Source organism: Streptomyces roseochromogenus subsp. oscitans DS 12.976 (assembly GCF_000497445.1).
GTDB lineage: Bacteria > Actinomycetota > Actinomycetes > Streptomycetales > Streptomycetaceae > Streptomyces > Streptomyces oscitans.
This window is the reverse complement of record NZ_CM002285.1, coordinates 8,661,956-8,680,702: the sequence shown is the minus strand read 5'-3', so window position 1 is coordinate 8,680,702 and position 18,747 is coordinate 8,661,956. Positions and strand designations below refer to the sequence as shown.

19 protein-coding genes and 3 pseudogenes are annotated in these 18,747 nt (G+C 72.1%); 11 read left to right on the top strand and 11 right to left on the bottom strand.

All coding sequences use genetic code 11. The annotated features are described in order from the left end of the window. The 3 genes and pseudogenes from M878_RS49885 to M878_RS000000101555 all read right to left on the bottom strand — a co-directional run. On the bottom strand, positions 1-404 hold a 404-nt coding region (locus M878_RS49885), incomplete at its 3' end, for a hypothetical protein (RefSeq protein WP_051430153.1). A gap of 208 nt (positions 405-612) precedes the next feature. Continuing rightward, positions 613-762 (bottom strand): hypothetical protein, encoded by a 150-nt coding sequence (locus M878_RS000000101560; RefSeq protein ID WP_023552966.1) that lies wholly within the window; start codon positions 760-762, stop codon positions 613-615. A gap of 29 nt (positions 763-791) precedes the next feature. Further along, positions 792-971: pseudogene (locus M878_RS000000101555) on the bottom strand (LLM class flavin-dependent oxidoreductase); the annotation flags it as partial. A gap of 215 nt (positions 972-1,186) precedes the next feature. Here M878_RS000000101555 and M878_RS87295 point away from each other — a divergent pair. The 3 genes and pseudogenes from M878_RS87295 to M878_RS98620 all read left to right on the top strand — a co-directional run bounded on the left by M878_RS87295 (position 1,187) and on the right by M878_RS98620 (position 2,985). After that, entirely contained in the window at positions 1,187-2,161 is a 975-nt protein-coding gene (locus M878_RS87295; protein WP_158692836.1) for a hypothetical protein, read from the top strand. 274 nt (positions 2,162-2,435) lie between these two features. Beyond that, a pseudogene (locus tag M878_RS000000102025) lies at positions 2,436-2,626 on the top strand (hypothetical protein); the annotation flags it as partial. 68 nt (positions 2,627-2,694) lie between these two features. Continuing rightward, positions 2,695-2,985 (top strand): hypothetical protein, encoded by a 291-nt coding sequence (locus M878_RS98620; RefSeq protein WP_023552963.1) that lies wholly within the window; start codon positions 2,695-2,697, stop codon positions 2,983-2,985. On the opposite strand, the gene M878_RS87280 is transcribed toward M878_RS98620, so the two are convergent. Then, positions 2,986-3,753: a UdgX family uracil-DNA binding protein gene (locus M878_RS87280; RefSeq protein WP_051430339.1), complete on the bottom strand. Its 768-nt coding sequence runs from the start codon at positions 3,751-3,753 to the stop codon at positions 2,986-2,988. It lies immediately after the preceding gene. A gap of 127 nt (positions 3,754-3,880) precedes the next feature. Continuing rightward, positions 3,881-4,426, bottom strand: coding sequence for a type 1 glutamine amidotransferase domain-containing protein (locus M878_RS87275; protein WP_023552961.1), 546 nt, complete (start codon positions 4,424-4,426; stop codon positions 3,881-3,883). A gap of 274 nt (positions 4,427-4,700) precedes the next feature. Here M878_RS87275 and dhaK point away from each other — a divergent pair, with 274 nt between their 5' ends. The 3 genes from dhaK (at position 4,701) to M878_RS87260 (ending at position 6,766) form a co-directional block, all read left to right on the top strand. Further along, on the top strand, positions 4,701-5,693 hold the full coding sequence (gene dhaK, locus M878_RS87270) for a dihydroxyacetone kinase subunit DhaK (protein WP_023552960.1): 993 nt from the start codon (positions 4,701-4,703) through the stop codon (positions 5,691-5,693). Positions 5,694-5,756: 63 nt separating this feature from the next. After that, positions 5,757-6,356, top strand: coding sequence for a dihydroxyacetone kinase subunit DhaL (dhaL, locus tag M878_RS87265; protein ID WP_023552959.1), 600 nt, complete (start codon positions 5,757-5,759; stop codon positions 6,354-6,356). A gap of 2 nt (positions 6,357-6,358) precedes the next feature. After that, positions 6,359-6,766 (top strand): PTS-dependent dihydroxyacetone kinase phosphotransferase subunit DhaM, encoded by a 408-nt coding sequence (locus M878_RS87260; RefSeq protein WP_023552958.1) that lies wholly within the window; start codon positions 6,359-6,361, stop codon positions 6,764-6,766. A 20-nt stretch (positions 6,767-6,786) separates the two neighbouring features. Here the strand turns inward: M878_RS87260 and M878_RS87255 are convergent, their stop codons facing one another. Next, complete coding sequence (locus M878_RS87255) at positions 6,787-7,488, bottom strand: glycoside hydrolase family 75 protein (protein ID WP_023552957.1); 702 nt, start codon at positions 7,486-7,488, stop codon at positions 6,787-6,789. 517 nt (positions 7,489-8,005) lie between these two features. Here M878_RS87255 and M878_RS87250 point away from each other — a divergent pair. Both M878_RS87250 and M878_RS87245 read left to right on the top strand, forming a co-directional pair. Further along, the gene (locus M878_RS87250) at positions 8,006-8,977 is read left to right on the top strand and encodes a fibronectin type III domain-containing protein (protein WP_031226973.1); all 972 of its coding nucleotides are present in this window, start codon (positions 8,006-8,008) and stop codon (positions 8,975-8,977) included. Positions 8,978-9,158: 181 nt separating this feature from the next. Next, positions 9,159-9,755, top strand: coding sequence for a hypothetical protein (locus M878_RS87245; RefSeq protein WP_031226971.1), 597 nt, complete (start codon positions 9,159-9,161; stop codon positions 9,753-9,755). Between the two features lie 59 nt (positions 9,756-9,814). Here M878_RS87245 and M878_RS87240 read toward each other — a convergent pair whose 3' ends face one another. Both M878_RS87240 and M878_RS87235 read right to left on the bottom strand, forming a co-directional pair. Further along, positions 9,815-10,360 (bottom strand): PadR family transcriptional regulator, encoded by a 546-nt coding sequence (locus tag M878_RS87240; RefSeq protein WP_023552954.1) that lies wholly within the window; start codon positions 10,358-10,360, stop codon positions 9,815-9,817. Between the two features lie 31 nt (positions 10,361-10,391). Beyond that, positions 10,392-12,407: an NADPH-dependent 2,4-dienoyl-CoA reductase gene (locus tag M878_RS87235; RefSeq protein WP_023552953.1), complete on the bottom strand. Its 2,016-nt coding sequence runs from the start codon at positions 12,405-12,407 to the stop codon at positions 10,392-10,394. 160 nt (positions 12,408-12,567) lie between these two features. On the opposite strand from M878_RS87235, the gene M878_RS87230 reads away from it, so the two are divergent. After that, on the top strand, positions 12,568-12,981 hold the full coding sequence (locus M878_RS87230; RefSeq protein WP_023552952.1) for a tautomerase family protein: 414 nt from the start codon (positions 12,568-12,570) through the stop codon (positions 12,979-12,981). 12 nt (positions 12,982-12,993) lie between these two features. Here M878_RS87230 and M878_RS87225 read toward each other — a convergent pair whose 3' ends face one another. After that, entirely contained in the window at positions 12,994-13,365 is a 372-nt protein-coding gene (locus M878_RS87225) for a hypothetical protein (RefSeq protein ID WP_023552951.1), read from the bottom strand. Between the two features lie 95 nt (positions 13,366-13,460). Beyond that, positions 13,461-14,342, bottom strand: coding sequence for a hypothetical protein (locus M878_RS87220; RefSeq protein ID WP_023552950.1), 882 nt, complete (start codon positions 14,340-14,342; stop codon positions 13,461-13,463). A gap of 327 nt (positions 14,343-14,669) precedes the next feature. Here M878_RS87220 and M878_RS87215 point away from each other — a divergent pair, with 327 nt between their 5' ends. Continuing rightward, positions 14,670-16,751 carry a SpoIIE family protein phosphatase gene (locus M878_RS87215; protein WP_031226969.1) on the top strand — a complete coding sequence of 694 codons (2,082 nt, stop codon included), beginning with the start codon at positions 14,670-14,672 and terminating at the stop codon, positions 16,749-16,751. Here M878_RS87215 and M878_RS87210 read toward each other — a convergent pair whose 3' ends face one another. Next, positions 16,752-17,534: a putative protein N(5)-glutamine methyltransferase gene (locus M878_RS87210; protein WP_023552948.1), complete on the bottom strand. Its 783-nt coding sequence runs from the start codon at positions 17,532-17,534 to the stop codon at positions 16,752-16,754. Between the two features lie 365 nt (positions 17,535-17,899). On the opposite strand from M878_RS87210, the pseudogene M878_RS87205 reads away from it, so the two are divergent. Beyond that, positions 17,900-18,747, top strand: a pseudogene (locus M878_RS87205) (hypothetical protein); the annotation flags it as partial.

Below are 18,747 nucleotides of genomic sequence, written 5' to 3'. Positions count from 1 at the left end.
GGGGCGGCCAGGGCGGACGCCATCGTGGCGTAGGCCCGGACGCCCGGCACTCCCGCGGTGCGGAGCGCCTCCCGCACGTGCGGCCTGGGCTGTACGACGGGCAGGACGCGGCCGGAGAAGGCGAGGATCCCGGTCGCCCGGCCCACGGCCCGCGCCGCGGCCGCGCAGGCGAGGCGGGCCTCGGTCATGCCCAGCACGAGGAGTTCGCCGGCCCGGTCGGCATGGGCGATGTGCTCGGCAACCGCTTCGGAGAACTCCATGATGCTGGAGGCGTCGACCGTGCCCCGGGCCTTCGGGATGCTGACCGCGCCGGTCTCGAGCCGGTGCGCGTGCACGGTCTGCGTGCACAGCAGAGGGGGGCGGCCGGGGCGGCCCCGGGTACGCGACAGCTGGCCGTTTTCCATGGGGATCGGACTTCCTGGGTGGGGAAGGATCAGCCAGCCGCGTCTTGACCGGGGCTTCACTGTGCCTCCGCCCCGCCCCTGACGCAACGATTCGCCTCGGGCGTGTCGCACCCCGGGCGATTCAGCCGGCATACCGCCGCACGGGGGAGATGTACGGGTGAGATGTACGGGTGAGATGTCTCCCCTTCGCCCACGGCAACGGCACCTCCTACGCCCAGAGCTCACACAGCGCGCGCAGCGCGGGCAGCAGTGTCCTCTCCGCCCAGTCGAGGTACGGCAACTGCGCGGCGTCGCCGATCTGGACGAGGGCGATCTCGGTGAAGCCCGCCTCGACGTAGCGGCGTACAGCCTCGGCCAAGACCTCCAGGTCGGCCCCCGCAGGGGATCGAGTCCGCCACCGGCGTTCACCTCCCAGCCGCCGAACTGCGCCCGGATGATCTCGATCGCCTCGGCGAGCATCTCCTGGCGTACGTCGACGCAGGGCCAACCACCGCCCATGACACGCTCGTTGAGGTTCTCTCCGGAGCCCAGCCCCAGCCTGAACCGGCCGCCGGAGAGCAGCTGCATCGTCGCGGCCCTCTGTGCGACGACCGCCGGGTGGTGACGCATCGCCGGGCAGCGCGCTGACCGGGCGCACATGTGTACGCGCGGAAACACCCGGCACGGCTCCATCGGCGCTCCGCAAGATGCGGGGGCGCTCGTTTCGGGACACCGTAGGGAGGCCGGGCCGGCCGTCTGCCGGTCCGTTCGTTGCGAGCATCGCACCAGCCGAAGGAAACGTGATGACCGTGGCTACAGACATGCTTGTTCAGGCACTGCGCGAGGTCCGTGAGGCCGAAGCGGCGCTCGCCGGCCGTTTCAGAGCCCATATCGCCGTGACCCCCGCCGGGGAGTACCGGGAGATCATGGAGCGCCGTATGGGGGACGCCCGGGGCCATGTGTACCTCCTCGACGAACGGCTGAACTCCCTGAACCCCCGAGGGCTCGTACAGACGGTTGCCGGGAATGTTCTGCGCTTCACCGAACAGGCGGCGCGGCTGTCCCTGGAAACGGCCCGGGCCGTCCCGAACGCCCTGGTGTGGGGCCGGGGAACGGCGACGCGGCAGCAGATGCTCAGGAACGCCCAGGACGAGTACGCGGTCACCGCCCTCGGGGTGGCGGTCTGCCGCGCAGCCGAGCGGATCGCCGAAAAGGCGCAGGACGCCATCAGCTCGGATCTGCTGCGCTCGATTCGCCACGACGGCGAGGAGACGCTGGAAGAGATCGGCAACAGCCTGGAGCGGCATGCCGAGGCGGCGGTCTTGGCCGCCGAGCGCCCGGCCGTCGTCGGCGCCGCCCGCGCGCTGCGCGAATGGAGCCGCTGGCTACGGGAAACGGCCGAGCGCATGCCGGGAGCGGACCGGCTCCGGGGTACGCCGGACGGAGCCCTCATGTCGGAAGCGGAACTGCCGATCTCCGACTACCGGCGGCTCAGCGCCGGGATGATCCTCGACCGGCTGCCGCAGCTGCCCCAGACGGATCTCGCCACGGTCGGCGCCTACGAGCGTTCTCACGCGGCACGTCCCACGATCCTCGGCAGGATCGCGGACCTGCTCGGACCCGAGCCGTGGCCCGGTTACGACGGCATGCACGAGGACGAGATCCGCAAGCGCCTCGGTGAGGCCTCAGAGCGGGTCACCCGGCGGGTGCTGGACTACGAGCGCCGGCATCAGGCTCGCTCCACGATCCTCATGGCCTCCGCAGGAGTACTGGCCTGACCCTGGCCGGGACTCCTCGTGCGGGCGAGGAACGCGCAGCCCCCGTGGACGAGGCCGGGCCGGTCGCGGCTCTGCGCCGGGAGACCGACGCCGAGGTCCGCTTCGACCCGGGCACCAGGGCGCCTGCTTCACGGACGGCTCCAACTACCGGCGGGCGCCGATCGGCGTCGTGGTTCCGCGCGATGTCGAGGCCGGCGTCCGTGCGATCGAGGTGTGCACGGTTCAGGGGCCCCTGTCCTGTCGCACGGAGAAGGTACGAGCCTGGCCGGTCCGGGTGACCGTGCCGCGTGCCGAACCCGGCCTCGTCCCGGTGCCGCGCGCCAGTCCCTGCTCGTCCTCGGTTACGACGACATCTGCCGCGCCGCCTACGACGTACCCCGGCTGCTGGAACGCTGTTCGCCCGCCCAACTGGAGGCCCTGGACGGGCGGATGGCTCAGCTGATGCGCGAGGAGCACGCTTACCTCCCGGCATCGGATCCGTCCACTTCGGCCGCACGTACTGTGTCGCCCCACGGGACAAGGAGTACCTGAAGGTGTATCAGCTGCTGCGGACCGCGCTGGAACGCGCGGACGAGTACACGATCCCGGCGCCGTACCGGACCTGCCGCCCGACCGGCGCGACGAGACGACACCGGGGCGCGCTCCTCACCCTCTCGCCCCTCTCGTCGCTCTCACCCCTCTGGTCCCTCCCGTCGCTCTCGTCCCTCTCGTCGCTCTCGAAAGACGAGCTCTGTGAGCGGGCGGCCGAGGCGGACATCAGGGGCCGGTCGAAGATGAACCGCGGCGAGCTGATCAAGGCCCTCCAAGGCCACACCGCGGCGTGATCATCTGGATGGTGTCCGGCCCTCGGCTCCCCGGGCGCGTCGATCGCCGTCCGCGCCGTCCGCGAGGACGTCCGCCACGAGACGCAGATCGGCGACCAGGCCGTCGTAGACCGCCGTACGGTCGTCGGCGCGCAGGACGGCGGACGGGTGGATGGTGGCCACCAGCCCGCTGATGGCCTTGTCGGCCCCGCCCGTCCCGGCCGCGTCGCCGGTCTCGTCGAGGCCGGGCCAAGGCAGCAGGGCGCCGCGCTGCTCCGTCACCCGGAAGCCCGGGCCGAGCAGAGCCTTGCCCGCCGTCCCGCCGAGCGCGACGATCACCTCGGGTGACACGACCCGCAGTTCGGCCTCCAGCCAGGGCCGGCAGGCCGTCATCTCGCGCAGGGTCGGAGCCTTGTGGATACGGCGTTTACGGCCTTCGGCAATCGTGAACTTGAAGTGCTTGACCACGTTGGTGACATAGACCCGTTCCGGATCGATGCCCGCGTCCGCGAGGGCTCGCCTCAGCACCTTGCCCGCGGGGCCGACGAACGGTCTGCCCTGCCGGTCCTCCTGGTCCCCGGGCTGCTCGCCGAGGAGCAGGACGCGTGCGTCCGGGTCGCCTTCACCGAACACCGTCTGGGTCGCCGCCCGGTACAGCGGGCAGCCCTGACACCGCGCGGCCGCCTTCCGCAGCCCGGGCAGGCCCGCGCGCGGGCCCGGGAGGAAGGGTGTCGCGTCATGTCCCTGGCCGTGCTGTCCGTCTTGGACCGCGGTTCCTGTCCCGGCCATGGCGTTCATCTCCTGCCGAGTTCACCGGAGAATGCCGTCGGAGCAAGTGGAGCGGCCACGCCGGTTCCCGCGAAGGGCTTGCCGTGACGTCTCTGCTGTTCGTCCTTGGGAGCGGGAGCCCTGCTCGTCACCGCGCCGCCTCCTTCTCGAACACGTCCAGGTACGCCTCGCAGAACGCCTTCAGATCGCCCGGCTTGCGGCTGGTGACCAGCGTGTTGGGGCCGTGGTCGCAGATGGTGACCTGCTCGTCGACCCAGGTGCCGCCCGCGTTGCGGATGTCGGTCCGCAGGCTCGGCCACGAGGTCAGCGTCCGGCCCCGGACCGCGTCGGCCTCGACCAGCGTCCAGGGCGCGTGACAGATCGCGGCGACCGGCCGCCCCGAGTCGAAGAAGCCCTTCACGAACGCGACAGCCTTGTCGTTCATCCGCAGGAAGTCCGGGTTGGCGACCCCGCCCGGCAGCACCAGGCCGCCGAAGGAGTCCGCGGACACGTCGCCGACGACCTGGTCCACCGTGAACGTGTCCGCCTTGTCGAGGTGGTGGAAGGCCTGCACCTTCCCGGACTTGGTCGACACCAGCATCGGATCGTGTCCGGCGGCGAGAGCCGCCTGCCAGGGCTCGGTGAGCTCCACCTGTTCGACGCCTTCGGGCGCTGTCAGAAACGCGATACGCATGATCGGTCGACTCTCCTTCCTGGTCGTACTCCCTGGTCGTCCTCGGTTCCCGTTGTTCCCGGGTACCCCACACCGTCCGCTTCACCGGGTACACGCACCCGCGCCGCGAACGGGAAGCCGCGGCACACATGACCTTCGCTGCCGCAAGGCCGATACTGATGAGCGAGGCTTCCGTCCACCCGCCCGAGGCGACCCCAGGGGACCCGATGACCGGGAAGTCACCGGTCGGGGACTCGCCGGCCAACTCGCCTACTAAGCGTGCTAGGAGATACGCATGAAGATGCTCATCAACGTGCCCGAGACCGTTGTGGCGGACGCGCTGCGCGGGATGGCGGCCGCGTATCCCGACCTGACCGTGGACGTGGAGAACCGGGTGATCGTCCGCCGGGACGCTCCGGTGGCCGGGCAGGTCGCGCTGGTGTCCGGCGGCGGGTCGGGGCACGAGCCGCTGCACGGCGGGTTCGTCGGCCCGGGCATGCTCTCCGCCGCGTGTCCCGGCGAGGTGTTCACCTCACCGGTGCCGGACCAGATGGCACGTGCCGCGGCCGCCGTGGACAGCGGAGCCGGGGTGCTGTTCGTCGTGAAGAACTACACCGGTGACGTACTGAACTTCGACATGGCGGCCGAACTGGCCGAGGACGAGGGCATCCAGGTCGCCAAGGTGCTGGTGAACGACGACGTGGCGGTCACCGACAGCCTCTACACGGCGGGCCGGCGCGGCACCGGCGCGACCCTGTTCGTGGAGAAGATCGCGGGCGCCGCGGCCGCCGAGGGGCAGCCGCTGGAACGGGTCGAGGCCATCGGCCGTCAGGTGAACGAGAACTCGCGCAGCTTCGGCGTGGCTCTCAGCGCCTGTACGACGCCGGCGAAGGGCACCCCGACCTTCGATCTGCCGGACGGCGAGCTGGAGTTGGGCATCGGCATCCACGGCGAGCCGGGCCGCGAGCGGCGGGCGATGATGACCTCCGGGGAGATCGCCGACTTCGCGGTGAACGCGCTCCTGGAGGACTTGCCGCCGCGCAACCCCGTGCTGGTGCTGGTCAACGGCATGGGCGCCACCCCGCTGCTGGAGCTGTTCGGCTTCAACGCCGAGGTGCAGCGGGTGTTGCGCGAGCGCGAGGTGGCCGTGGCCCGCACGCTCGTCGGCAACTACGTCACGTCGCTGGACATGGCGGGTGCCTCGGTGACGCTCTGCCAGGTCGACGAGGAACTCCTGCGGCTGTGGGACGCGCCGGTGAAGACCCCGGCGCTGCGCTGGGGGATGTGATACGGCGCACGAGGCGACACCCGTACCACGCCGGTCAACACCCCTGTCACGCAAGGAGATCCAGTGCTCGACGCCGACTTCTTCCGCCGTTGGATGGCGGCGACCGCCGCGTCCGTCGACCGTGAGGCGGAGCACCTGACCGCCCTCGACTCGCCCATCGGGGACGCCGATCACGGCAGCAATCTGCAGCGCGGCTTCAGGGCCGTGACGGCGGCCCTGGAGAAGGAGGCGCCGGGCACCCCGGGCGCCGTGCTGACCCTCGCCGGCCGGCAGCTCATCTCGACCGTCGGCGGCGCGTCCGGGCCGTTGTACGGCACGCTGCTGCGCCGGACCGGCAAGGCACTCGGCGATGCCCCCGAGGTCGGTGCGGATCAGCTGGCCGAGGCGCTGCGCTCGGGCGTGGACGGGGTGATGGCGCTCGGCGGGGCGGCCCCCGGCGACAAGACCATGATCGACGCTCTGGTGCCGGCCGTGGACGCGCTCGCCGACGGCTTCGCCGCCGCGCGGGCCGCCGCCGAGGAGGGCGCGGTGGCCACCATCCCGCTGCAGGCCCGCAAGGGACGGGCGAGTTATCTCGGCGCGCGCAGCATCGGCCACCAGGACCCCGGGGCGACTTCGTCGGCGCTGCTGATCGCCGCGCTCGAAGAAGCGGCGGAGGGCTGACGGTGAGCGAGAAGCTGGTCGGGATCGTACTGGTGTCGCACAGCGCGGAGGTGGCCGCTTCGGTCGCCGAGCTGGCGAAGGGGCTGGCGGGCGGGGCCCCGGCGGTGCCCGTGGCCCCGGCGGGAGGCACCGAGGGCGGCGGGCTCGGCACCAGCGCCGAGCTGATCTCCGCGGCTGCGGCCGCGGTGGACCGGGGCGTCGGCGTCGCGGTGCTCACCGACCTCGGCAGTGCCGTGCTCACCGTGAAGGCGCTGCTCGCCGAGGGCGACGAACTGCCGGACGGCACACGGCTGGTGGACGCGCCGTTCCTGGAGGGCGCGGTGGCCGCGGTGGTCACCGCCGCCACCGGTGCCGACCTGGACGCGGTCGAGGCAGCGGCGACGGAGGCGTACGGCTACCGCAAGGTGTGACGGCCACGGGGTCCTGCTGGTCATTGCCGCGCGACGAACGCCCTGGCCAGCCGCTCCCCTTCGGCCACCGCCGCCGGGTGGTCCTCGATGGGGTCCACGCGGGAGTTCTTGAAGACGATGTAGGTGACATCGGAGGGCGCTCCGCCGCCGTTCGGGTCGGGCCGCAGGCCGAGGCCCTGGGCGGTGGCGTACGAGGCCTCGCCGATGACGTCGCCGGGGCCGGTGTCGCCGACCACGGCGTACTGCACCTGGTCCCGGTAGACGACGGCGGCCACGGATCCGCCCCGCACGCCGTCCGCTTCGGGGTTCCAGATGGGGCTCGGGGCCGGGACGACGATGTAGGGCAGGGTCTCGGCGTTCAGATAGCGGCCGTCGGACTGCTGGTAGGCGGTCGTCGGGGCGAACTGCGGGTCGGTACTGGGGTTGCAGCGGGCGCCGGGCTGTCCGTCGCAGTCGATGTCCAGGTCGGCCTTCCAGAAGACGGCGTCCTGGGTTCCGCAGACGGGTACGTTCGCGGGGCTGCCCTCGTCGGTGCTGTACCGGCCGTGGGAGATCTCCTGGCAATCGCTCAGCCGGGCCAGCAAGTCGGCGGCGGCGACGCCGCCTTCGCTGCGGGCCGCGGGCCGGTCCCGGGGATGAGCGGCGGCGGCCGGGACGGGCAGCGCGGCCGGGGCGAGCAGGGTGGCACCGGCCGCGGCCAGCGTCAGGGCGGGGACACGCACGACAAAGGGCCTCTCGTCGGGGACAGGACGCGATGTCCGGCCCCTGCGGGGCGGACATCCCGCCCACTCTGGTGCGCATCGGCGCCATCGGGCGTCCGGGCCGCTCCGAAGAGGCCGGATGGAGCACGCTTCTGACACCCCGTGAGGGACAACAAGACTAATTCTATTAGCAGATGAAGTGGGAGCAGTGGCAGCACAGCGACAACAGGGGCCGGGGGATCCGGGCCGAAGCCGGTCCGGATCCCCCGGCCGCCCGCGCCGGCGCGGGATCGGCGACGACAGCGTGTCCGCGCCACAGGCATGAACTGCCCTGTTTTCTCGGGTAGTTCAGCCGTAGGGAGCCTCAGCATACGTAACGTCCGGAGATGGTCACCACCATGAGGCCTCGCACCGGCCAAGGACGCGGACCGTCAACCGGGGACCCACGCGGCCCTCTTGCCGACGCCGCACCCACCGCGCCATATTGGTCCGGACTTTTACGTGATGCCTATGCCACCGTCCCCGGGGAGGCGGAGCCTTGCGACGCGTTGCCTGGCCGCTCCTACCGGTCTGCGGGGCCCTGTTGCTGGTCGCGTCCTGCGGCTGGGGCCGGGCCGACGGCGACGAAGGCCGGGCGCCCGGTGCGCCGACCGGGGTCACCGCGCAGGCGGGCAGTGCCACGAGCGTGCATGTGATGTGGAACGAGGTGCCGGACACCCCGGGTATCCGTCTCTATGAGGTATATCGCGGCACCACGAAGGTCGAGGAAGTGCCGGGTTCGCAGCACATGGTGGACGTCACCAGGCTCAGGCCGTCGACCATGTATGCCTTCACCGTGCGAGCCCGGGACACCGAGGGCCGGCTCGGCCCGCCCAGCCGGGCGGTGCGGGCGCGGACACCGGCCATGGTGGCGGCGGACCGCTCGGCACCGACCCGGCCGTCGACACCCGCCGGGCGGGCCGTCGGCAGCCGGGAGGTCCAGCTGTCCTGGGGCGCGTCCCGGGACGACCGGGGTGTGGTGTCGTACGACGTGTACCAGGGCGGGGCGAAGATCCACAGCGTCGGCGGGAACCAGACCGCGACCGTGGTCACCGGGCTGCGCCCGGGCACCGGCTACGTCTTCACGGTGCGGGCCCGCGACGCCGCCGGCAACCTCTCCCCCGCGAGCGCCCCGGTCCGCCTCACCACCCCGGGCAGCGACGACGGCCGCAGCACCGCGCCCACGGGGTTCACCGCGCGGACCCACCGGGCCGACGGGGCCTGCTACATCGACCTGTCCTGGGACCCGCCGCAGGTGGACGGAGTGATCACCGAGTACGGGATCCAGCTGGACGGCACCTCGGCCACCTCACTGGTCTGGGGCGGCACGCCCCCGCCCGGCCGGGCGAGCTACAGCTTCTACGTCGGCCGGAGCGCGGGAGAGAAACACCGGGTGCGGCTGCGGGCCCGGCTGCCCGACGGCACCTGGGGCGGCTGGTCGGCGGAGCGGACGGTGACCACAGGCGGCTGACGGGCGCAACCCGACGGCGTTCCGCCCTGCGCCGGTCGAAGGAAATCGTCACCTGGCCGGGTGTCTCCCGGGTGCGGGCCCACCCCCGGCCACGTTGGCTGCTGCCCAGGCAGCACGGACGTTTCCCGACCCCCGGCGGCGCATGGGACGTACCGCCGACCGTGCCGCCGGAGGCCAGCCCATGCACACCTCGCGACTCCTCGTCCGCTCCGGTCTGGCCCTTGCGGCCGCCGCTGCGCTGCCGACCTCCCTCGCCGGGCCGTCCGCCGCGGCCTCGGGCATCTCCGTCAGCACCTCCGGGTCCACCGTCTCGGTGGTCACGAGCGCGTGCATCCGGATCAACGGCAGCTGGGGCAGAGCGGCCCTGCTCACCAGCCGGCAGGCGAACTTCGCACAGGGCCGGCAGTCGGCCCTGGCGGGCACGTCCGTCAGCCAGTCCGCGGCCTGGACAGGGGTGAGCCCGGGAACGTACGCCGTGGTCGTGATCTGCTCCAGCGGCAGCGCGGCGGGCGCCCAGGCGGTGAACGTCACGCCCGCGGGGCACACGTCTTCGGAACAGACGTCCTCGGGGCACGCGTCCTCGGGCCAGGCCTCCTCGGCGCCCACGATCTCGTCGACGTCCTCGGCGGCGCCCTCCCGTGGGGTGCTGGGCGGCCTGGGCGGCGCCGCCCGCGACCACGGGCCGCTGACGCTGGGCACCGGCGCCGCGCTGCTGAGCACCGGAATGATCGCCACGGGGTGGTGTCTGCACCGCCGTTCGAAGCCGTACCGGCTCTGAACGGCCGTACCCGACTCCGAACCGCCGTACCGGACTCCGAACTGCTGTGAGCGCGGGGCTCAGTCGGTGTCGGGCAGTGCGGAGAACTCCGCAAGGGCGTGGGTGAGCCACTGGGTCCAGAAGGTCTCCAGGTCGATGCCGGCCCGCAGCACGAGGTGGCGCAGCCGGTCCTCGGGGGCGCCCCGGTCCGGCGGGAAGTCACGCTTCTCGATCTCCTGGTACTCGGCCAACTGCCGCCGGTGCAGCTCCAGATGGCGGCGCAGATCCGCTTCCAGGCCCGCCGTGCCGACCACCGCCGAAGCCCGCAGCCGCAGCAGGAGCACGTCCCGCTGGGGCTTCGGGTCCTGTGCGGCGGCGGTCCAGCGGGCCAGTTCGGCGCGGCCCGCGGGCAGGACCTCGTAGCTCTTCTTCTGCCCGCGGGCCGGCTGCTGCGACGGCAGCGTGCGGATGAGCCCCTCGGCCTCCAGTCTCCCCAGCTCGCGATAGATCTGCTGGTGCGTCGCGGACCAGAAGTAGCCGATCGACTTGTCGAACCGGCGGGTCAGTTCCAGTCCCGACGACGGCTTTTCCAGCAGGGCGGTGAGGATCGCGTGCGGGAGTGACATGGACTCATCCTAGGGAGGTGCGGCAGGCGCCCTACAGCGTCGCCGCCAGCTCGGTGCCCTGCTTGATGGCCCGCTTGGCGTCCAGTTCGGCCGCGACGTCCGCGCCGCCGATCAGATGGACGCTGCGCCCGGCGGCGGCCAGCTCGTCGTACAGGTCCCGGCGCGGTTCCTGGCCGGTGCACAGGACCACCGTGTCGACCTCCAGGACCGTGCTCTCCTCGCCGACGGTGATGTGCAGGCCGGCGTCGTCGATCCGGTCGTAGCGCACGCCCGGGACCATGGTCACGCCGCGGTGCTTCAGCTCGGCGCGGTGGATCCAGCCGGTGGTCTTGCCGAGGCCCGCGCCGACCTTGGTGGTCTTGCGCTGGAGCAGATGGACCTGGCGCGGCGGAGCGGGCCGCTGCGGTGCGGCGAGGCCGCCCGGCTCCTGGTAGTCCATGTCGACACCCCAGGCGCGGAAGTACGTCCGCGGGTCCTCGCTGGCCTTGTCGCCGCCGTCGGTGAGGTACTCGGCGACATCGAAGCCGATACCGCCGGCGCCCAGTACGGCGACCCGGTCGCCGACGGGGGCGCCGCCCTGCAGCACGTCGAGGTAGCCGAGGACGCGGGGGTGGTCGACGCCCGGGATGTCCGGGGTGCGCGGGGTGACGCCGGTGGCGACGACGACCTCGTCGTAACCGTCCAGGTCGGCCGCGGTGACCCAGCTGCCGAGGCGTACGTCGACGCCGTGCGCGCCGAGCTGGTGGCGGAAGTAACGCAGCGTCTCGTCGAACTCCTGCTTGCCGGGGACCTTGCGGGCCACGTTGAGCTGGCCGCCGACCTCGCTCGCGGCGTCGAAGAGCGTGACCTCGTGGCCGCGTTCGGCGGCGGAGACCGCGCAGGCGAGTCCGGCCGGGCCGGCGCCGACGACCGCGACGCGCTTCTTCAGCCGGGTCGGCGAGAGCACCAGCTCGGTCTCGTGGCAGGCGCGCGGGTTGACCAGGCAGGAGGTGATCTGGCCGCTGAAGGTGTGGTCGAGGCAGGCCTGGTTGCAGCCGATGCAGGTGTTGATGGCCTCCGGCGTCCCGGCGGCGGCCTTGGCGACGAAGTCCGGATCGGCGAGCATCGGCCGGGCCATCGACACCATGTCGGCACAGCCCTCGGCGAGCAACTCCTCCGCCAGCTCGGGGGTGTTGATGCGGTTGGTGGTCACCAGCGGCACGGACACCTCGCCCATGAGCTTCTTGGTGACCCAGGTGTAGGCGCCGCGCGGAACCGAGGTGGCGATGGTCGGGATACGGGCCTCGTGCCAGCCGATGCCGGTGTTGATGATCGTCGCCCCGGCGGCCTCGACCGCCTTGCCGAGGGCGATCACCTCCGCCAGCGAGGAGCCGCCCGGGACCAGATCCAGCATGGAGAGCCGGTAGATGACGATGAAGTCCTCGCCGACGGCCTCGCGCACCCGCTTGACGATCTCGACGGGGAAGCGCATCCGGTTCTCGTACGAGCCGCCCCAGCGGTCGGTGCGCTGGTTGGTGCGAGCGGCGATGAACTCGTTGATGAGATAGCCCTCGGAGCCCATGATCTCCACACCGTCGTAGCCGGCCTGCCGGGCGAGGCGGGCGGTGCGGGCGTAGTCGTCGATGGTGCGCTCGATGTCGGCGTCGGTCAGCTCGCGCGGCACGAAGGGACTGATCGGCGCCTGCAGCGGGCTCGGCGCGACGAGGTCCTGATGGTAGGCGTACCGCCCGAAGTGCAGGATCTGCAGCGCGATCCGGCCGCCCTCGCGGTGCACGGCGCCGGTGACGGCCTTGTGTTGCTCGGCCTCCGCCTCGGTGGTGAGCTTGGCGCCGCCCTCGTACGGCCGGCCCTCGTCGTTGGGCGCGATGCCGCCTGTGACGATGAGGCCCACGCCGCCGCGTGCACGGGCCGCGTAGAAGGCCGCCATCCGCTCGAAGCCGCGCTCGGCCTCCTCCAGGCCGACGTGCATGGAGCCCATGAGGACGCGGTTGGGCAGGGTGGTGAAGCCCAGGTCGAGCGGGCTCATCAGGTGCGGGTAACGGCTCATCGGGCCCTCCGTGCGCGGTGTCGTCGCCTCTTGTTGTAGAGGAAGCCCCCCCGTTTATGCAACTAGTTGCACAACCGCTGGAGGGTGACACCAGCCACTCTGTACCTACTAGTATGTACATACGGAACCGACCACACCCGCTCCGAAAGGACGCCTCGCCATGCCCTTCGTCCGGATAGACACGCTCGGCACCGACCCCGCCCGGCTCGACGCGCTCGGCCGGGCCGTCCAGGACGCCCTGGTGGAGACGCTCGGCGTGCCGCCCGACGACCGTTTCCAGGTGCTGACCGGTCACGACGGCGTCACCAGCACCCTGCGTTACGACGACTACCTGGGCCTGCGCAAGGACGATGCGGTGGTGTTCGTGGCCGTCACGATGCGCTCCGGGCGCCCCCCGGAGCAGAAACGCGCGCTGTACCGGCGGATCGCCGAGCTGGTGCACGAGCGCGCCGGAACCGAGCCGCACAACGTGGTCGTCACCGTCACCGAGAACACGTCCGTCGACTGGTCCTTCGGCGACGGCGAGGCGCAGTACGCCCCGGCCGACGCGGAGCCGGCCGGGGCGCTGCCGTAGGACGGATGCGGGTCAGCGGCTCTGCAGCAGCAGATGGAGGTCCCGCTCCTGGTCGCCCGAGGCCGTGCAGGTCTCCTCCACGGTGAACAGCGAGTCCAGGGTGTGCCGGAACCGGTCCACAGCCCAGTAGCCGCCCTGCACGTCCGCCTGGACGGATGCACCGAGGTGGACCGGCGGGCAGTGCGGCCCATGCTCCTCCGCGACGTCGTACGTGCCGAGCCACACCATCGGCCGGACCTCGTGGAGCTGCTGCGGGATCTCGTCCGGGCTCCGATCGGACGCGAAGCAGGTGTTCAGCGCGTCGAAGACGAGGCGGGCGTCCTCCTTGGAACCGCTGATCTCCACCATGACGGTTTCCGGATGCGACCGTGCCGTGTGTTCCATTGACCGCTCCTTTCGTGGCCGCGCCGCGGTGGACCGGCGCACCCCGCCGGACCGCGTCCATCCCCAGCAAAGCACCACCGGCCGGCCGGCACACCTCAGCCGCGTGAGAACTTGTACGTCTTGCTGTCGGTCAGGATGCAGAAGCCGGGCGACATCACGATCACGCGCAGGATGCCGGTACGGCGGTCGTAGTCGATGCCCTCCACCTCGAAGGTGCCGGAGCAGGAGCTGCGCAGCGGCAGCTGACGCAGGGCCGTGACATGGCCGGTGACGTCCCCGGAGCCGTTCGGCGGGGCCGACAGGTCGATCTGGAGCAGCGGCTTGGTCATGCCGAAGAGGCTGCCGTCCGGGTCGTCGGAGGAGCACAGCAGCGTGGTGGGACCGGAGAAGTCACAGCCCTGGACGTCACGGACGGCGTGGTCCAGGTTGACGTTCGAGACCTGCGGGAGGTTCGCCGAGGGCGAGGTGCCCGGGTTGACGCCGGGGGTCGGGAAGACCAGCAGGCGGTTCATGGTGCCCCACTCGCCGGAGAGCATCCACTGGCCGTCGGGCGAGATCGCGTCCCAGGAGTTGTTCAGGGCCTCGCCGGGGCTCAGCGTGTGGACGTACTCCGACCAGGTGCCGTCGGGCGCCTGTACCCGGTACATCTTCGAGTTGCCGGAATCCTGCTGGTAGGGCTCGATGTAGTAGCCGTTGTACGAGGCGTCGGGGTCGCCGACGTGGTTCCAGCCGCGGCTGGAGACGCTGAGGGGGATGGTGCCGATACCGGTGTAGCGGTTGGGGCTGTTCGCCGGGACCTCGACGGAGGTCAGCCCCTGGCTCTCGGTGAGCGGGTCGGCGCGGTCGGAGCCGGTCTCGGTCCAGGTGTCGGCCGCGGAGGCGGGCACGGGTGCGGCGAGGGACACGACGGCGGCGGTGGCGAGGGTGACGAGTCCGGCGAGAACTGCGTGACAACGTTGCCGGGCGAACGCGGGCATGGCCGACTCCTCAGACGGGCGATGGGGACACAGGGCGGTTGGGCGGTGACACTCGGTCGGCGGACAGTCTGGCGTGGCGTGATAGTCATGTACAGACCAATCCGGCAACATGAGCGTGAACTCTCCCGGTCCGCCGAACGGGCGTGCAGGATGTCCGGGAAGGGAGTCCGGCCCCGGCGAGCCGGCTTCGGCGGACGTGCACCGCTGGGGTGAGAGATGGTGGAGGTAACCGGCGAGGCGTCGGAGAGTCGGGATTGAGCGCGTGGGATCAAGGGGAGTCGGCACGGGGCCGACGTGTCATGCGGACGGGCGAAGGCGGTGCAGGGCATGAGTGCAGCCGAGGCTCCGGTGCCGGAGCGCGGTGAGCCCGTGCTCGGACCGGTGCGGCCCGGGGGTCTGCTCGACGTGCTGGGCGTGGCTTCGGTGGTGCTGGACACCACCGGCCGGATCGTGCTGTGGAGCCCGCAGGCGGAGGAGCTGTTCGGCTACAGCGCGCGGGAGGCCCTCGGCCAGTACGCCGCCCGGCTCATGGTCCACGAGCGGCACTGGGAGCTGGTCGGCAAGCTCTTCGCCGATGTGATGCGCACCGGGCAGAGCTGGGCGGGCGGCTTCCCGATCCGGCACAAGGACGGCAGCACCCGTCTGGTGGAGTTCCGCAACATGCGGCTGCTGGACGACCGCGGTGACGTGTACGCGCTGGGACTCGCCGCCGACCAGTCGACCGTACGGCGGCTGGAGCAGGACGTGGCGCTGTCCGAGCGGATGGTGAAGCAGTCGCCGATCGGATACGCCGTCCTGGACACCGGGCTGCGGTACGTCTCGGTCAACCCGGCCCTGGAGAAGATCAACGGGGTGCCGGCCGCCGAGCACATGGGACGGACCCTGCGCGAGGTGCTCCCCAGGCTGAACTCCGAGCCCATGCTGGCCGACGCCCGGCGAGTGCTGGACACCGGTGTGCCGGTGATCGACAACACGCTGGTGGGCCGTACCCCCGCCGATCCGGACGAGGACCACACCTGGGCGCACTCGCTGTACCGGCTCGAGGACGCCATGGGCAATGTGCTCGGTGTCGCGGTCACGGTGGTCGACATCACCGAGCAGCACCGGGCCGCCCTGCAGGCGGAGGCTGCCCGGAGCCGGCTCGCGGTCATCGCCGATGCCTCCGCCCGGATCGGTACGACGCTCGAACTGGACCGCACCGCCTGCGAGTTGGCCGAGGTAGCGGTACCGGAACTCGCCGACGTGGCCGCGGTGGACCTGCTGGACTCGGTGGTGGAGGGCCGGCCCAGCACGCTCGGCCCGTCGGAGGCGGCGGTGATCCGGGCCCTCGCGGTGCGGCCGCAGGACGACTCCGACGCCGTACGGGCCGCCGACCCGCCCGGCCTGATCGCCCGCTATGCCCCCGACCGTCTGGTCACCGAGTGCGTGCGCTCGGGCGAGGCGGTGCTGGTGCCGCAGGTGAAGGACGCGGACCTGCCGCTCATCGCCCGCTCCGCCGAGGCGGCCGACCTGCTGGCCCGGGCGGGACTGCACTCGTATCTCGCGGTGCCGCTGATCGCGCGCGGCGAGGTGCTCGGCGCCCTGGACCTCAAACGCACCCGCAATCCGGAGCCGTTCGGCGAGGACGACGTACTGCTCGCCCGGGAGCTGGCCTCCCGCGCGGCCGTGCAGATCGACAACGCGCGCTGGTACCAGAACGCCCGCAACACCGCCCTCACGCTGCAGCGCAGTCTGCTGCCCAGCAGTCCGCCGGTCACGACGGCTCTGGAGGTGGCCTCCCGCTATCAGCCCGCCGGTGCCACCAGCGAGGTCGGCGGAGACTGGTTCGACGTCATCCCGCTGGGGGGCGGCAAGACCGCGCTCGTGGTGGGCGATGTGATGGGCAGCGGGATAAGCGCGGCCGCGACCATGGGCCGGCTGCGCACGGCGACGACCACGCTGGCCGCCCTCGACCTCGACCCGGCGCGGCTGCTGGAGCACCTGGACAAGACGACCTCGGACCTGGACCACTCCATCGCGACCTGTGTGTACGCCGTCCACGATCCGCATCTGCGGCAGTGCCGGATCGCCAACGCCGGCCATCTGCCGCCGGCCCGGGTCCGCCAGGGCCGGCCGCCGGAACTGCTCGACCTGCCCACCGGGGTGCCGCTGGGCGTGGGCGGGGTCGGATTCTCCACCGTCACCGTCGACTTCGAGCCCGGCGACGAACTGGTCTTCTACACCGACGGGCTGGTGGAGACCCGCTGCCACTCCCTGGACGAACGCCTGGACTTCCTGCTGTCCCTGCTCGACGACCCGGCCCGCCCCCTGGAGGAGACCTGCGACCTCCTCCTGCGCACCCTGCACCACCCCGACAACCACGACGACGTCGCCCTGCTCATCGCCAGGGCACAGCACCTGCCTCAGTGATCACGGCCGTACGCCGATCACGACGTGCGCGTACAGCTCCTCCGACACCGCCAGACGAGCCGTCAGACCCGCGTCGGTGAAGGCTCGTACGGCGGCCGGGGCCTGGCGTTCGCTGGTCTCGGTCAGCAGACAGCCGCCCGGTGCCAGCCACTCGGCGGCCCCGGCGGCCACCCGGCGCAGCACGTCCAGGCCGTCCGCGCCGCCGTCCAGGGCGACGCGGGGTTCGTGGTCGCGGGCCTCCGCCGGCAGCAGGGGCAGGTCGGCGGTAGGGACGTAGGGCACGTTGGCGGTGAGGATGCCGACACGGCCGCGCAGGGCGTCGGGCAGCGCGTCGTAGAGGTCGCCCTCGTGAGCCAGGCCGCCGTACGGGGCGAGGTTGCGCCCGGCACAGCGTACGGCGGCGGGGTCGATGTCGGCGGCGTGCACCTCGGCGCCCTCCAGGGCGGCGGCGAGGGCCGCGCCGAGGGCGCCGGAGCCGCAGCACAGGTCGACGACCACGGTCGCCCGCGGCGCTTGGGCCAGCGCCTGGTCGATCAGGAATTCGGTACGGCGGCGGGGGACGAACACGCCGGGCTCCATCCCCACGCGCAGTCCGTGGAACCGGGCCCAGCCGAGGACCTGTTCGAGCGGGAGTCCGGCGACGCGCCGGTCCACCATCGAGGTCACTTCCCCGGCGGTGCGGGCGGTGGCGAGGATCAACTCCGCCTCGTCCTCGGCGAAGACGCACCCGGCGGCGCGCAGCGTGCGGACGATGGCGGAAAGGGAAGAGGAGGGTGAGGGCATGGAGGCCGAGAGCCTTTCGGGAGCGCGAGACCTTGCGGGCGCTCCTGCGGTCACCGCTGCCGGTGCACCGCGCCGTTCTGAGGGGAGAGCACCCCGGCTGACACTGCGGTGATGGGTCCCACCTCCTCGGCGATCAGGGCCGCGTCCGTCCGCGACCGGACGGCAACCTTACCCCAACGGTCGTGCACCCGGTGCCGGACGCGACAGCCCGCCGGCCGCGTGGAGTTGCGGAGAAGCTGGAGCCCGGAGAAGTCGGAGTCGCGAAAAATCAGATGACGGCTCGCGCCGCGCGCGGCTACGCTCCCCGCGATGATGACTCACGCCTCTCAGCGATTGGGGGTCCCGTCCGCGCAAGGTGAGCGCTGATGCTCCCTTCCACCGCGTACGGGGAATCCCGGCTCTCCTTGTGGCTGCGCGTACGGACGTACGCCGTGCCACCGTCCATGATCGAGCTCGTCACCGGCCGCCGTACGGCCGGCGACTGGGCCGGTGCCTGCGCCGCGGCCCGGATCGACGTCGACCTCGATCTGCGCTCCGTAGCCCGCGCCCACGGCCGGGAGCTCGCAGCCCGGCTCCGCGCCGACCTCCGCGGACTCGCACCCGACCTGCTGCGCTGGAACATGCCCAGGATCGCGCCCCACGGGCTGCTGCGCCCCGGTCTGACCCTCACCCTGGCCCGGTACGAGCGGCCCGGCCGGGCCGGCCCCCTGCATCTCGTGGCCCGTACGCCGCCCGCCTGGGCGGACGCCGGCCAGCGGATCAGCCTCGGGGTGTGGGATCCGGCACAGCCGGAGCCCGGCCGCCATCCGCACCCACACCCGAACCGGCGCTACCGGCTCGACCTGCACCGGCACCTGTGGGACGCCCGCCGGGCCGGGGAACTACGGGCACGTTCGGGCGCCGACGGCCCCTGGTCACCGGACCACGATCCCCTGGGACTCGCACCGCCCGGCCTCGGCTGCGCCGTCGCCCGCTGGGCGGCCGAGGCCGCGATCCTCCTGCACGCCGAGGACCGTTCGGACACGCCGTTCACCGTACGGCTCGGCGGCAGGCGCCGCTTGGTTCTGAGGGTGGTCGCGGGCCAGGGGCACGGCGGGGCATCGGACGGGGCCGAGTGGCGGGGCGGGGGTGGAGCGGCTGGGGCCGAACACCGGCGCGCGGCCGGGCGCGGGCATGGCGCCGCAGCAACGGAGTCCGAAGACCGACGCGGCAC